At 45.9% G+C, this 15,442-nt stretch carries 14 protein-coding genes and 2 pseudogenes; 13 read left to right on the top strand and 3 right to left on the bottom strand.

Annotated elements, in window-relative coordinates; translation table 11 throughout:
* The 3 genes from QT984_RS07815 to QT984_RS07805 form a co-directional block, all read left to right on the top strand.
* On the top strand, positions 1-233 hold a 233-nt coding region (locus QT984_RS07815), incomplete at its 5' end, for a hypothetical protein (RefSeq protein ID WP_333373711.1).
* Positions 211-3,606, top strand: coding sequence for a S8 family serine peptidase (locus QT984_RS07810; RefSeq protein ID WP_333373708.1), 3,396 nt, complete (start codon positions 211-213; stop codon positions 3,604-3,606). The genes QT984_RS07815 and QT984_RS07810, both read left to right, overlap by 23 nt.
* Positions 3,607-3,964: 358 nt before the next feature.
* Complete coding sequence (locus QT984_RS07805; RefSeq protein WP_333051794.1) at positions 3,965-5,026, top strand: calcium-binding protein; 1,062 nt, start codon at positions 3,965-3,967, stop codon at positions 5,024-5,026.
* 23 nt (positions 5,027-5,049) lie between these two features.
* On the opposite strand, the gene QT984_RS07800 is transcribed toward QT984_RS07805, so the two are convergent.
* Positions 5,050-5,289 (bottom strand): hypothetical protein, encoded by a 240-nt coding sequence (locus QT984_RS07800; protein WP_333209843.1) that lies wholly within the window; start codon positions 5,287-5,289, stop codon positions 5,050-5,052.
* Positions 5,290-5,625: 336 nt separating this feature from the next.
* Here QT984_RS07800 and petB point away from each other — a divergent pair, with 336 nt between their 5' ends.
* From petB to QT984_RS07750, 10 genes and pseudogenes are all read left to right on the top strand, one after another.
* On the top strand, positions 5,626-6,294 hold the full coding sequence (gene petB / locus QT984_RS07795; protein ID WP_015174799.1) for a cytochrome b6: 669 nt from the start codon (positions 5,626-5,628) through the stop codon (positions 6,292-6,294).
* Positions 6,295-6,477: 183 nt separating this feature from the next.
* Entirely contained in the window at positions 6,478-6,960 is a 483-nt protein-coding gene (gene petD / locus QT984_RS07790) for a cytochrome b6-f complex subunit IV (protein ID WP_333051797.1), read from the top strand.
* An 831-nt stretch (positions 6,961-7,791) separates the two neighbouring features.
* Positions 7,792-9,153 carry a cytochrome 450 gene (locus QT984_RS07785; RefSeq protein WP_333051800.1) on the top strand — a complete coding sequence of 454 codons (1,362 nt, stop codon included), beginning with the start codon at positions 7,792-7,794 and terminating at the stop codon, positions 9,151-9,153.
* Between the two features lie 260 nt (positions 9,154-9,413).
* The gene (locus QT984_RS07780; RefSeq protein ID WP_333051803.1) at positions 9,414-9,635 is read left to right on the top strand and encodes a hypothetical protein; all 222 of its coding nucleotides are present in this window, start codon (positions 9,414-9,416) and stop codon (positions 9,633-9,635) included.
* Between the two features lie 147 nt (positions 9,636-9,782).
* Positions 9,783-10,100 carry a hypothetical protein gene (locus QT984_RS07775; RefSeq protein ID WP_333051805.1) on the top strand — a complete coding sequence of 106 codons (318 nt, stop codon included), beginning with the start codon at positions 9,783-9,785 and terminating at the stop codon, positions 10,098-10,100.
* Between the two features lie 116 nt (positions 10,101-10,216).
* The gene (gene mtnA, locus QT984_RS07770; RefSeq protein ID WP_333231236.1) at positions 10,217-11,278 is read left to right on the top strand and encodes an S-methyl-5-thioribose-1-phosphate isomerase; all 1,062 of its coding nucleotides are present in this window, start codon (positions 10,217-10,219) and stop codon (positions 11,276-11,278) included.
* A 37-nt stretch (positions 11,279-11,315) separates the two neighbouring features.
* Positions 11,316-11,804, top strand: coding sequence for a type IV pilin-like G/H family protein (locus QT984_RS07765; RefSeq protein ID WP_333051811.1), 489 nt, complete (start codon positions 11,316-11,318; stop codon positions 11,802-11,804).
* A gap of 3 nt (positions 11,805-11,807) precedes the next feature.
* Positions 11,808-12,662, top strand: coding sequence for a rhodanese-like domain-containing protein (locus tag QT984_RS07760; RefSeq protein WP_333051814.1), 855 nt, complete (start codon positions 11,808-11,810; stop codon positions 12,660-12,662).
* Between the two features lie 216 nt (positions 12,663-12,878).
* Positions 12,879-13,335, top strand: a pseudogene (locus QT984_RS07755) (transposase family protein); the annotation flags it as partial.
* Positions 13,336-13,461: 126 nt separating this feature from the next.
* Positions 13,462-14,125 (top strand): annotated as a pseudogene (locus QT984_RS07750) (ISAs1 family transposase); the annotation flags it as partial.
* Positions 14,126-14,205: 80 nt separating this feature from the next.
* On the opposite strand, the gene QT984_RS07745 reads toward QT984_RS07750, so the two are convergent.
* Positions 14,206-15,168 (bottom strand): glycosyltransferase family 2 protein, encoded by a 963-nt coding sequence (locus QT984_RS07745; protein WP_333058643.1) that lies wholly within the window; start codon positions 15,166-15,168, stop codon positions 14,206-14,208.
* Between the two features lie 53 nt (positions 15,169-15,221).
* Entirely contained in the window at positions 15,222-15,371 is a 150-nt protein-coding gene (locus QT984_RS07740) for a hypothetical protein (RefSeq protein ID WP_333240769.1), read from the bottom strand.
* Positions 15,372-15,442 lie beyond the last annotated feature (71 nt).

Below are 15,442 nucleotides of genomic sequence, written 5' to 3'. Positions count from 1 at the left end.
ACACCAACGCCAACAATTACACCGACGCCAACACCGACGCCAACACCACCAATTACACCAACACCAACATCGCCAATTACACCGACACCAACACCAACACCAACATCGCCAATTACACCGACACCAACACCAACGCCTACAGTTTTTCCGCCGACACCAACACCAACGCTTACAGTTTTGCCGCCGACACCAACACCAGTGCAAATCATCATGCCGCCGGCGATACCTGCTGATAATTTAGTCAGAAAAATCACTGTAGGTTCCAGTACCGGAAGCTATAAGGATGCTATCAGCAGCAGCAAGATTGATGATTACTACAAATTCAGTTTAGGTGCTAGGAATGACTTCAACTTGTCGCTGGGCGGACTGAATGCAGATGCTAAAGTTGAGTTGCTCGACAGTGGCGGAAATACGATCGCCACTTCCAACAATTTGGGCACCGCATCCGAGTCAATTAACCGCACTTTAGAACACGGTACTTATTACGTCCGAGTCTCCTTAGCCAACGGTGGAGAAACTCCTTACAATCTCGATCTCTCTGCTAAACCCCGTCTTCCAGGCATCACCACTACAGGTTCAGATGACCGAGTTTACAAAGCTGGAGAGTTGATATCAGTTATAGACGGAACATTCGCCCCCGCCACTGACATATCTGCCCCGCTGATTAACATCGATGATTTCCGCGCAGCACCGCGTTTTGCCGGAATAGACGGCAATGGTTTTGCAACAGTAATTTTGGATACTGGCATCGATCTAGACGACCCATTCTTTGGTTCTGATAGTGATTCAGACGGCATTGCCGATCGCATTGTCTACAATTACGATTACGCCTATGGCGATGACGAAGCTGACGACGTTGACGGACACGGTTCAAACGTCTCTAGTATTGCTACTTCCCAAAATGGAGTCCACACAGGGATGGCACCCCGTGCTAACATCATTCATCTCAAAGTTTTGGATGATACGGGCAGCGGCACTTTCGCGAATATAGAACAAGCTTTGCAGTGGGTGGTAGAAAATGCAGCGGCGTACAATATCGCCAGTGTGAATATGTCACTCGGTGATAACGGCAATTACAACACCCCCCAAACGAGGGGCATTAGCGATGAACTAGCAGAGTTAGCAGCACGGAATGTAATTGTTGTTTCCGCATCAGGTAATGCTTTCGGGCCATTGGGTTATAACAGCGTTCAGGGCGTTGCCTACCCCGCAGCCGATGCTAACTCACTCTCAATTGGTGCGGTGTACGATGCGAACCGGGGTTATCGGACACACGGCGGTGGCGCGATCGCCTATACCACCGATGCCGATCGCATTACACCATATTCTCAGCGCCACTCCACTTTAACAACCGTTTTTGCTCCCGGTACTTTGATTACGGGTGCTGGCCCTAACACCCCTTTGACTAGCTATTCCGGTACCAGTCAAGCTGCACCTCATGTTGCTGGAATAGCAGTGCTAGCGCAACAGTTAGCGCAGCGAGATTTGGGCCGCCGACTAACCCCAACTGAGTTTGTGAATTTCTTGCTGTCTACTGGTGTCACGATTAATGACGGCGACGACGAAGACGATAACGTGATCAATACCGGCTTAAACTTCAAGCGCGTTGATATGCTGGCTTTGGCTCAAGGTATTGTCGGCAACAACCCGCCAGTTGTCAATCGTTCTCTGTTTTCGCAAAGTGCAGCGCTAGGTTTTTCTCAAAGCGGTAATGCTTTTAATTTAGCGGCCAATACCTATACTGACCCCGATCCGGGCGACAGCATTAATTATTCGATCGCCCTGGCAAATTCTAGCGCTTTAAGTTCATCTGCATTTACCTGGAGAACCGATCGCAATGGCGGTTCCTACCGCCAACCAATTGCCGGTTCAACTTTCCCGGAAATTCCTTTGCCTTCCTGGCTAACTTTTAATTCGGCAACTCGCACGATTAATTTAGGCCCGACTCGCCCAAGAACGTTCAATTATTGGCTGAAATTAACTGGAACTGATGAATCTGGCGCGAGTGTTAGCGAGGTAATTCGGTTCAAGAGTGGTGGCCTCGGCGGTTTTGTGATTGACGGTTATATTGCTGGTGCTACGGTCTTTTTCGATGCCAACAAAAACGGTGTCCTCGATGCTAGCGAACCTTCTGCCACTACTGGCGATAACGGCGAATTCGATCTCGATCTCGACTCCACCATTTTCGACAAAAATCAAAATGGCGAACTCGATCCAGAGGAAGGCAATATTGTTGCTTTCGGTGGCATTGATACGGCAACTGGTTTGCCTTTGGAAACCCCTGTCACGGCCCCGCCTTACGCTACTGTTGTCACCTTGTTAACCAGTTTAGTAGCGGATTTAATTGACAAAGGAATTGACAGCGATCGCGCCGAATCTCTCGTCAAATCTTCTCTTTCGATTCCCGCTAATGTTGACATAACGGGTTTAGATCCGATCGCAGCTACCGAAAATGCGATCGCGGGTGGGGTAGAAACTTTGACTGCAATGGTCAAGGTACAAAACGTCATTACCCAAACTGCTGCTTTAATAGACGGTGGGTCGATTCTGGACAATACCGACAGCGTAAAAGCAGTTGTAAGTGCGATCGTTCAACAAATTCAATCGGGGACAACTCTCAATCTCAGCGATCCCAACCAGTTAGCAACAATTGTCGATCGCGCCGCCACAGCAGCCCAACAATTTGACTCGGATTTAAACACTCAGCAATTGTTGCAAATTGCCCCGGATGCAGCTAAGGTAATGGCCGCAGCAAATCAGCGCGTTGACCAAGTTGTATCCAACACTGCAACAGCTTCAGTTAACCGAGAAGTTGCCCGCGTGCAAAAAGTAGCCCTAGGTGAAACCTCTAAAGACTTAAAAGCAGTCGGTACAGGTACGAAATCGATCGCCCAAGTTATTGCCGAAAATACTGGTACTGCCTTAGATACCAAAATTCAACAAACCACATTGCCCGATACACCTGCCGTTGCGGTGATTGAAGGAGAAATAGATGCGATCGCAGCTAACTCCAATCTCACCGGAACTGACGGCGACGATAACCTCTCCGGCGACAGCGGCAGCGATACAATCGCCGGCAAACGCGGCAATGATACTCTCAGCGGTGTTGGCGGCAACGACTGGATACACGGCAATCAAGGCAACGATTCCCTCGACGGTGGCGACGGCAATGACACTGTTTACGGCGGCAAAGAAAGCGATAATTTGTTCGGCAATAATGGGGAAGATATCCTATTTGGAAATCGCGGTCAAGATAGCTTGAGTGGAGGGGAAGGCAATGACAGTCTTTACGGCGGTCAAGCTAGCGATATTCTGCTGGGCGGTAACGGATCTGATTTTCTCAGCGGTGAAAACGGCGATGACAGTTTGATAGGAGGAAATGGGAGCGATCGCTTCTTAATTTCAGCCAATTCTGGCAGCGATATCATTTTTGATTTTGAACCAGGCATCGACTTCTTCGTACTTGCCGAAAATTTAACCGTCTCGCAACTTTCTATTATTCCCAGCAACAGTGCAACCTTAATCAGCTTGACAGCAACCGGGGAAATTTTAGCTGCGCTCAATGGCGTGACAGCTAACCAAATTAGCATCAATGATTTCAGTTAAAATATTAGGAACAGGCAAATTGTGTGTCCCTAATATTTGTTCAACAATCACGGATGATGCAACCTGAATCGCTCTAATTCATCTGCGTTAATCTGTGTTTATCTGCCCTAATCTGCGGTTAAAAAAAGAGAATGTATTAACCGCCCCGGACAAGGGATTGACGCTGATTAACGCAGATGAATAAAAGAGAGATAGGAATAAATCCGATGCTAACAGATTTGATATCAGGACTAAAGTCATTACCAAATTCAAAATTTAAAATTTAAAATTGCAGGGAGGGGAACAATCCAAAATCTAAAATCCAAAATCTAAAATTGAGTGACTGTAATTGTGAAATAGTTTTCAGGAGGACAATTTTATGGTAGTTATATGCGGTGACAATTTCGATAATTTGCTATCCGGTGGAATTGGCGATGATTCGCTGTGCGGGCTGGGAGGCAATGATACTCTATTTGGTTTGGGTGGTAATGACACTTTAGATGGCGGAGTAGGAAATGATAGTCTCGCAGGTGGAGTCGGTAACGATCGCCTTTTGGCCTACTCTGGTAACGACAGTCTCAGCGGTGGCGAAGGCAATGACAAACTTGAAGGAGGTGCCGGGAACGATCTTCTTGAGGGTGGCGAAGGCGCGGATTTAATCAGAGGGGAAGACAATAACGACAGTATCTTGGGAGGGGCTGGCAATGACTGTCTTAACGGCGGTCAAGGCAATGATACGGCGATCGGAGGAGATGGAGACGATCGCTTGTTTGGTGGCAGCAACAACGACTTTTTAACGGGCGGCAAAGGTAACGATCGCCTGTTTGGAGAAAGTGGGAACGACACTGTAATAGGTGACTTAGATAATGACTACATTAACGCCAATACAGGAGACGATTTGCTTGAGGGAAATCAAGGCAGCGATACCCTGATTGGCGGGCCGGGTAATGACATCATATCGGGTTACGGCTTTTCCTCAACAGTAGCACAAATCGATTATTTGATCGGGCAAAGTGATGCTGACATCTTTGTTCTCGGTTCGTCAAATGCCCGTCCTTACCTTTTCTATAGCGGTGATAATGCCTATGCCGTTATTGAGGATTTTAACCGGGTCGAAGGTGACAAAATTCAAGTTGTTGGCTTCGTACAAGATCGTGACGGCCCTCGCTTCTTCTCTTACCGATTTGAATCTTATGATGACGGTATCACACGGGGAACTCGGATATTGGTCGGATCGGATTTAATCGCCGACGTTAAAAATGTTACAGATGTGAGTCTATCCGATTGCGCGATCGTTTCGACAGGTTTTACACCGCCATCGCGAGACTTTCCATCCTTCCCGTCTCTGCCGGAAATTCCCTTTCCGATACCGCCACTTCCCACTCCTTTCTCGCCAATACTGCCAGTTTTTCTGGAAAGTTTGCTTTCTTTTCAATTGTGATCAAACTTTGCGGATGGGGCCAATCACCGACTTTTTTTACGGAAATACGCAGGTTGCAGCCAGCAGATTTTGTTAGAAAGGACTGCAGTCCTGACTGCAAAACAAGATTCGATTGTACGATCGAACCGGATCGGGCTACTCGATCGACCGTGAGGGCGTTTGGGGCCAAAAGGTAAAGTTTTGCGATCGAGATGAAATTTGGGCTCTCCCGGCAAACCGATTTCCGGCTCGGACTGCTTTCTGTAGCTCAGCCTTCCCCCCATAGCAGCTTGGGCGGATGTTGAGATTCCGAAAAAAGCCTTTTAAGTGCCCAAAAAGCGATCGCCCGCGTGAAAATTGCACGGCAATTATGTTACATTTTTTATCACAGTCTGGAATTCGATCGGGCAACGCCAGCGAGTAGGGACAAGCCACCGCTTAGTTTCCCAGGGCTTGCAGGCGATCGCACAAGAGATTTCCTTTCGTCAGCTCCAAATTTAAAAAATAGCCTCAGGCATTTGCTAGTAAAAGCAAGCTGCTCGGCGCGGGGCGACAAAAAACCTTGTGGCTGCTGCCCTGAACCTCAACCACAGCAATATTCTTTTAGGAATTCTGGCTCCATGTTTTCTAAACAAATCACCGACTCTAAAACCTACCAGTGGTTTGAGGAACGCCTGGAAATTCAGGCGCTCGCCGATGACATCACTACAAAGTATGTACCCCCGCACGTCAATATTTTCTACTGCTTGGGCGGAATTACTTTAGTTTGCTTTCTGATCCAGTTTGCCACCGGCTTCGCCATGACTTTCTATTACCGTCCCACGGTAGCAGAAGCTTTTTCTTCAGTGCAATACCTGATGACTGAAGTCAACTTCGGCTGGCTGATCCGCTCCATCCACCGCTGGTCTGCCAGCATGATGGTGCTGATGATGATTTTGCACATCTTCCGGGTTTATCTGACAGGCGGCTTCAAAAAGCCCCGCGAATTAACCTGGGTGACAGGAGTAATCTTGGCAGTCATCACTGTTTCTTTCGGCGTAACCGGCTATTCACTGCCTTGGGATCAAATCGGTTACTGGGCAGTTAAAATCGTTTCCGGCGTCCCCGAAGCTATCCCGTTTGTCGGTTCTTTGATGGTTGAACTGCTGCGCGGCGGTGTCAGCGTCGGTCAAGGCACTTTGACTCGCTACTACAGCTTGCACACTTTTGTGTTGCCTTGGCTGATTGTAGTGTTCATGCTGGCTCACTTCTTGATGATTCGCAAGCAAGGTATCTCTGGCCCGTTGTAAGTTTTGAGTTGTGGGGGCGGTACTTTTTTTGCCCCCCGCTGCATTTTGAGTTGAAAATTCAGAATTCATCACTCATCATATTTATTTACGGTCAATACTTCCTGCGATCGCGCCGCTGATTCAGACTAACGAATACAGCGGAATCCCAGGCCCGGGTAAAACTAAAAGGAGAACACTCTCACTATGTCTATTATCAAAAAACCAGATTTGAGCGATCCCGCCCTCCGCGCTAAGCTCGCTAAGGGCATGGGTCACAACTATTACGGCGAACCAGCTTGGCCTAATGACTTGCTCTACGTTTTCCCTATAGTCATCATGGGAACGATTTCTCTGTGCGTGGGTTTGGCTGTACTAGACCCGGCTTTGGTTGGGGAAGCTGCTAATCCTTTTGCTACTCCGCTGGAAATTCTGCCGGAATGGTATTTGTGGCCTGTGTTCCAACTCCTGCGCGTTTTGCCTAACAAATTGTTGGGTATTGCTTGCATGGCCGGTGTTCCCGTGGGCTTGATTTTGATTCCGTTCATCGAGAATGTTAACAAGTTCCAAAATCCGTTCCGCCGCCCTGTTGCTACTACTGTTTTCCTGTTGGGAACTGCGGTAACTCTGTGGTTGGGTATTGGTGCTATTTTCCCGATCGACAAATCTTTCACACTGGGTCTTTTCTAAGATTTAAGTTTGCTTGATTTTGACGCCTGCGGGTTTCCTGTACAGTGCTTTTGTACTGCTGGGAAACTTTAGCGGGCGTCAATTGATTTTAGATTTTAGATTTTAGATTTTAGATTTTAGATTTTAGATTTGGGATTTTAGATTAAAGAATTGAAGAATTGGGGATTGGGGATTGGGAACTTCAATTGATTGAAAAATTGAATAATTCAAGGATTGGGGATTGGGGATTGGGGATTTTTAGCTCTAGTATTTAATAATACTCAGTAATTAATTCTCTGATTTTATTCAATTAAATTCAGAAGCATACAGCAGTCTAAAATATTAGATAGCAATCCTCGCATCAGTTGTACAAATATGTAGGGGTAGTGCTACCCCTACTCCCCGTGCCTACCCCCCACGGATCGGGGCAACCACGGGGGGTTTGCCCCTACAAAAATTACACAATTCATTTAGAATCGCTATATCTAAATATATCAGCACAAACAAAACCATAGTATTTTGTAGGGGCGAGTTCTTGTAAATATCTACGGTTAGGTGCGACTCTCAGAGATTGGGGCTAATACTTGAGAAGCTTGAGAGGCAGAAAGTAGATATACTTACCAGAAATTGTTAAAAATTCCACTCAATCTCCGGGACAAGGCTAGACTTGGGCGCAGATATATTCAGTACAACTATATCTATATTGCCACTGCGTTCGCAAATAAACATGGCTAGAGCTATACGTACTGATTTTGGTAATTTTGGGGGTATTGAATCCCGCTCAATTGTCGCTCAATACCCTCTTGCTGCTAACTGCAAAGCGCGTTAGGGCGAAGGATTCTCGGAGGAATTATGATGAACCTAAATTTAGATACTATTTTCTCATCGCTGATGAACCCGGCCCTGAACGAGTTTCAGGTTTGGGCTTTGCAAAACCCGGAAGAAAGTCTCAGCAAAACGATGCTACCGCCGATCGCCCTGATTGAGGGTTTGATTGCCAACGAACCCACCTATTTGCCACTAAAACGGCTGGCTTTCGGAGCCAACTTTTGCTGCGCGGGGCAAGTCGTGATGGGAGAGTTTGCAACGCTGGAAAAAGCACTCACATCGCCCCAGGCGCGCGGATGGCGGCTGGGTACTTCTGTACTCGATCCCGATAGCGCCCCCAACCAAGATGTCGGCGGCAGAAACCTTTTCCTGCTGTCTTTGTCCGATCGTGAAACTGATGCTAGCAGCAACCACGCAGCATTCCGAAGCTGTATGCAGAAATATCTCTTCAACAGTGCTACAACGGATCGCCAAGGAGACGAAATCGCCCGACGGTTACTCGATCGGCTAGCCGCAGATTATGCCGAGATGTCGCACGGTGCGGGGGGAGCGTTTTTTACCCATGTCAAGCGCGGTTGGATGGGATTTTTAGTCCGATACCTGCACTACGTCATCTTTGGGATTAATCCAGACGATTCAGAGTCGATCGAACTTCTCACCGAATTGCATTACACCCGCCAAAGCCCGCTGCACTACTTCGCCGTCATCGGGAACCTGCTGCAAAGCCTGAACCTGTTTGGACACGGGGATTTGTCCACTCTAATCGAGCGTGCAGCGACTATCTATGAAAATTCGCCAGCTTTAGCCAACTTCGAGGAGAGCTCGGAAAACAACGGCATGACTAAGCGGGAATTAGCAAAGCTGATGACATCAATTATGGGCATAGCGGGACTGCAAGGCCCCCTGCACCTAGGCTACACGGCAATGGGATACCGCCCTCTCCCCGCCTATAAAGGACAGCAGACGGCCAAAATTAACCCGACTGATTTTTGGGATCAGCTCGATTTGGACGATCGCCAGTCGATCGAGCTTTTCCTCCTCGAATGCGCCCGCCTCTGGGCTCCCGTCAGCGCCACGCACCGAGTCGCGACAGAGCCCTTCACCGCAACGGTAGCGGGCAAAGAGCGCACCTTCCCCGCCGGAACCAAGGTACTGATACCGCTCAGTTTGGGGCTGCTAGACGAGGGTTTCTGGGGCTCTACGGTATACGAATTCAACGCTAAGCGGGAGAATCTGTGCCCTTTTCATATGGGTTTTCATTCCGTGGGCGATCGGAGTGCGGGACGGATTTGCCCCGGTAAAGACATCGCACTCAAGATGCTGGTGGATGTCGTGAGTACGGTAGGCAAAGTGCGACGAGCCTCAGAGCCGAATTTGCGGCGGTAATTAATCCAAAAGCTCGCATCAGACAGCGGTTGAGACTGAGATATTGCACCATTGTCAAGAACAGGCTTTCCGGCCTGTTCCACAAAGAATTAATTGCTTGTGGGGTGGGCATCCTGCCCGCACATAAAAGCCTTATTGAGAATGGTGCAAGATGTGAGTTGAAACCGCACGCCACATAAACTATCGAGCGATAAACTCAGAAATCAAGGGGGTATCCAATAGGAAACCAAAACACAACTAATTTGAGGATAAATAATACCATGTTAATCAAACACAAGCAACTAAAAGACATCGCGAATTGGATGAAAGTAGAACATCCAGCGGAGTTACCTGAAGTGCTGCAAGGTATCTTTTTTATGGACGGGAATGTTTTACCAGACGATTGTTTGACGATGTACAGTTCAGACTGGAATGCTGACGAACGGACGTTATTGCTGCGCGTTTTTGACCAGGAATTTCTTCATGTGGTACCCGCCACGTGATTTATCCGTGGAATCAATCCAAAATCGAAAATCAAAAATCCTCAAGCCCTCGCATTTATCCGTGGGCTCAATCTAAAATCTAAAATCTAAAATCTAAAATCGATTGACCCTGTTATCTGGACATTTCATTCATCAATGGCGGGACGGATGTTAATTTATTTAGTCAAATTTTCTCGCTTCAGCTACTTGTTCCGATTCTCGGATGCAACTTTGCAGCACGGGCACATTACGCCGATAGTGTTTGGATTCTCTGTGCCGCAGTGGCTTGTAGATTTTTTGATCGATCGAGATCCAAACACTCCGAATGGAGATATCTGGCATCGCACAAACTCGTTTTTCGGCAGACCTGCTGACAATGGATATATACTTCGCAGGGTTGTAGACAAAGATGGCAATTACACCTCAGCGTTTCCAGATATGCTGTCTAAAGTGGAGAGTGATTGTTTGATCGTTGCCCAAGAGTGAAACTATTTAGGAAAACTACAAAACCCGCTTAATTAGGCGGGTTTTGTCGATCGAAGTGGCGGGAATAGTCGCCTTCATGGCATCATAGAAACTTGTCCCTCACATAATTGAAATAGATGACCCCTCAAAACTCCCCTGTTTCCCCCGTCACTTGGATGGAAGACCGAGTTCTGCTAATTGACCAAAACCGACTCCCGAAAGAATACGGTGTAGTCGAAATTAGCCGCTACGAAGATATGGCTGAGGCGATTAAAACTATGATAGTCCGAGGTGCTCCGGCGATCGGGGTTGCAGCAGCCTACGGGATGTATTTGGGGGCGCGAGAAATCGAAACGGGCGATCGTACCGAGTTTTTAACTAAACTAGAACAAGTTGGGGAGTTATTGGGTTCCACTCGTCCCACAGCAGTTAATTTGTTTTGGGCAATATCGCGAATGCTCAAAACAGCAAATCAAACTAGCGGTTCCGTCGAACAAATCCAAAAAAGTTTGTTAGAAATGGCCAAAACCATTCAAGCAGAAGACTTGCAAACTTGTAAAGATATCGGCGACAAAGGTTTAGAAGTTCTGCCAGCTACACCCGAAAAATTGAACTTACTAACTCACTGCAATGCAGGTGCATTAGCAACAGCCGGCTACGGAACTGCTTTAGGTGTATTTCGTTCTGCTTGGCGAGAAGGAAGACTTGGAAGAGTTTTTGCAGACGAAACTCGGCCCCGTCTCCAAGGTGCAAAACTGACCACTTGGGAATGCGTGCAAGAAGGAATTCCTGTCACATTAATAGCTGACAATATGGCCGCCCACTGCATGAAAGTCGGAATGATTCACGCAGTAGTTGTCGGTGCAGACAGAATTGCTGCTAACGGCGACGCCGCCAATAAAATTGGCACTTACAGTTTAGCAATTGTTGCCAAAGCTCACAACGTTCCTTTCTTTGTTGCCGCGCCTCTGTCCACAATTGATTTTGAACTTTCCGACGGCAGCCAAATCCCCATTGAAGAACGCGATCCAGTTGAAATGTATCAAGTTGGAACTACGCGAATTTGTCCTGTGGGAGTTGAATTTTACAATCCCGCTTTTGACGTAACTCCGGCGGAGTTAATATCGGGAATAATCACAGAACACGGTACGGTTGCTCCTGGGGCGTTGAAACAGTTTCAGGCAAAACAATTAGTTTAATTATATGTTTCTCAACTGCTCATTCCACCGGGTATCTGTGAAATTAAGCAGGATTTATAGCAGCCGCAACTGGCAGCTCAAAGTTGCGATCGCAGCTCTAACTCTGCCAGTTGTTTTCAGTCCAGTCTCCGAAGCTCAAGTTTCACAAACGCTTAAAGCTAAGGAATTACAAGCGAAAAACTTTGTGGGTTCGATGAATAAAGCCCAGCAAGTTTACTATGCAGAAAAAGCAGGCTTTACCAGTTCAGTTTCCAATCTATTGGTTTATCTCGGTCTCCAATTTAAACCTAACTCAGCCAATTACACCTACTCGATCGGCATGGTGAAAAAAGGTGCTGTATTTAACTACGGAGTATCGAAGCAAGCTAATCTCAAAAGTGTTGTGGGGGGAGTGTTTTTGGTGGCAAACAAGACCCAAACAATCTTGTGTATAAATGCTGCTCCTGGCAAGACTAAACCAGCTAATCCAACTAATACCAAAGGGGTTTTAGCCTGCGGTGCTAATACAGCCAAAGTTACTCAATAAATTATGTCTAATTTACTGGGTAATTTACCAAATAACTGGATAGTAAATGCAGCTTTAGCTAAGCAATTACTGGAACAAGAAGCTACTTTACTAGATGCTCGCGCACCTATTTTAAAGTGGTTTTGCCGTCTCCCACCAGCTATTCCCGTAACTTGGCAGGAATTTTCGCGATCGGACTTTCCCCACAAGGGAAAAATTATCGAAAATAACACAGTTTTAACTCAAAAACTGCAAGCAATTGGTATTTGTCAAGACAAACCTGTCATAGTCGTTGCCGATGCGGTGAAAGGGTGGGGCGAAGACGGGCGAATTGTTTGGATGTTGCGGAGTTTGGGACACGAAAAAGCAGTTTTTGTCGATGGAGGATATCGAGCTTTAATCAAAGCTGGAATTAATCGATTAAAAGCAGCAAACAATCCACCAAAAACAGGAGATTTGGTAATATCTCGCCTCTCGAATTGGGAAATTCAGCGGGATGAATTGAAAGCTATTTTAGGAGATGAGAATTTAGTCATTATTGACGCCAGAGAGCCGCGAGAATATGCAGGTAAAACGCCTTACGGAGAAAAGCGGGGCGGCCACATTCCCGGTGCGGTTCACCTCTATTACAAACAGTTAATGGATCGACAAGGAAAACTGCTGGATCGTGGGGAAATTGTCGCTATTTTGCAGCAAAAAGGAGTTTCGCAATCAACTCAAATTGTGAGTTATTGCTCCGGGGGAATTCGCTCCGCATGGTTGACTTGTGTCTTGACAAATGTGGGGTTTAATGCTAAGAATTATGCAGGTTCAATGTGGGAATGGTCGGCTTCGCCTGCAGATAGCTATCCCCTGAAAAAAATTAAAACTAGCAATTAGAAATTAGTCGTAGGGTATGTCAGTCGTAGGGCCCTAGCGTGCGTCAGAAGAGAGTCTCTCAATTATCGATAAAAGCAGGGTAAGCTCATCTAATTTGGTATAAATTGTACTTGACAAAAAGCCGCCAATAGGAGCTATATCTGTGCACCGAACTCAAACCTATAATCAAGTTTGAATCTTAACAAAGTCAATCAAGTTGAAACGGAGTCAAAGACAATGACAAAGGGTTTTGCACCTATATTGAAACTCGCTGTAAAATCTCAAGCCAAAAGAGCAGAAAAACGACATTTAACACATCTGGGCGACATCCAAGCCAATTTATTGAATTATGTAGCAGAAATCCCGGACCCCAGAGTTCAAAGAACCCAAAAACACTCATTAAAAGATATTTTAGTAATCTCTATTTTAGCAGTCATTGGCGGTGCCGAAGGTTGGGAAGACATGGAAAATTATGGCATCGCTAAACAGTAATGGTTAGAGGAATTTCTCGAATTACCCAATGGTAAGCTGTGGAGTATTTAAACCACTAACGAGGCCAGTAGGGTGCGTCAACCGTAATCAAGGCGTAAAAGCTTTGCATTTGGTCACGGCTTGGGCAAGTGAACAGCGTTTAGTTTTAGGGCAAGTTAAAGTTGAGGATCATTCCAACGAGATTACGGCAATTCCGGCACTCTTAGGAATGAGAATTAAATAACTTCCACAAGTTTGTGGGATGGGCGTCCCGCCCGTCATGAGTGGACGGGCGGGACGCCCATCCCACAATAACAATTAAAATTGTAAGTTATTTAATTCGCGATCCTTAGAGTTATTAGACCTGACCGGGGCTGACGTTAACATTGATGCGATGGGAACTCAAACCGAGATTGTGAAACAAATTCGCCACAAAAAAGCTGATTATATTGTATCTCTTAAAGCTAATCACCCCACTTTACATTCTCAGGTTAAAGAAGGGTTTGATACCAGAAGAGCTAATAACTTTGAAGGCATTAAAGTTAGTTATAACCAACAGATTGAAAAGGGACAAAATAGCACTGAAAAACGTTATGTTTTGGCTGTTCCTTTAGAGGCTTTCGGTGGTCTTTATCAACAAGACCAGTGGTCGGGACTGCAAACCATCGTCATTATTGAAAGAATCCGCCATCTTTGGAACAAAACGACTCATGAAGTCCAATTTTATCTAACTTCTCTGCCTGCGGATGCTCAACTTCTTGGTCGTGCCATTCGTCAACATTGGACTATTGAAAACCAAGTTCATTGCACTTTAGATGTCACGTTCCATGAGGATCAATGTCGGATTCGTTAAGGTTATAGTCAAGAGTAATTTGACCATCTTGAGACGGATGGCACTTAACGCTCTTAATCAGGAGAAAACATTGCAGCGTAGTCTTCGTCAAAAAATCAAACAGGCTGCTATGAATAATGATTATATGATGACTGTTCTCAACTCCTTTTGTCAAGCTTGATTGAGATGCTCTTACCCTGCTTAAATTATCTCATAAATTAGATAATTTAGGCACGATGAGTTAACCGATGTTTGCTAAAATTATTTTGGCGATCGGTGTCGATCGCCAAAACCAGCAACTTCTGCCAGCGTATAAAGCGGGCGGCCCTTCACCTCCTCATAAATACGCCCTATATACTGACCCAAAATCCCAATACTCACCAACTGCACCGCACCCAAAAAGAAAACAGCCATCATCACAATTGTCAAACCCGTTAAGGCAGAACTTGGATAAAAAAGCCGCCAATACAAAATTAAAAAAGCCATTAACACAGATATAAATGCAGCAAATAACCCCATATAAATCGAAAGTCTGAGGGGAACTTTTGAAAAAGATACTAAACCATTCATCGCCAAACTTAAAGATTTTCTGAAGGTATACTTAACCTCGCCAGCAAAACGCGGATCGCGTTCAAACTTAACCGCCGTTTGTTTAAAACCAATCCAAGCCCGCAGTCCCCGAATGTAACGATTGCGTTCTGGCATGGCGTTGAGTACATCCACCACGCACCTATCCATCAAACAAAAATCTCCGGTATCTATCGGAATATCAACATCAGCAAGATGGCGCAAAATGCGATAATACATATAAGCCGGCAACCGCTTAAACCAACCTTCTTGACGGCGTTGAGTGCGTTGAGCGTAAACAACTTGATAGCCCTGCTGCCACCGTTCTACCATATCTATAATTAGCTCTGGCGGGTCTTGTAAATCGCCGTCCATGATGACTACGACTTGACCGCTAGAAAAGTTTAAACCAGCAGTTACAGCTATTTGATGACCGAAATTGCGGGCCAAACTGAGGTAACAAATTCGCGCGTCTTTTTCGTGCAATTCTCGCAAAAGTTCGAGAGAGCGATCGCGACTGCCATCATTGATTAAAATTAATTCTACTGGGCCGTCCATTCGATCCATCACGGCACTAATTCGCCGATACAATTCCGCGAGATTTTCTTCTTCGTTATAGATAGGAATTACCAAGGAATACTTAGGTGTATCGTTCATTGCAGTTTCTGTTTAAAAATCGGCTTTTCAACCGTTAAATCAAAAGTTTCTTTTTACCCAAACACGCGGGCTGCTTCACAAGAGAGGTTCGGCACGTAATTTCGCTCTTTGAGCCAGACAACAGCAGCCCCCAAAATAGCCGCATACCAAAACTTATCTATTTTCTTAAATACGAAAAATAAAAGATACCATAAGAATGACACACGCCCAGCTCAAACATCTGTTATCATAGATGTTTAGTCAGACTATAAAAATTACAATCATAACCCATCGA

Source organism: Microcoleus sp. Z1_B2 (genome assembly GCF_036700325.1).
GTDB lineage: Bacteria > Cyanobacteriota > Cyanobacteriia > Cyanobacteriales > Microcoleaceae > Microcoleus.
The sequence above is the reverse complement of the archived record's forward strand: the minus strand, read 5'-3'. Positions and strand labels throughout refer to the sequence as shown.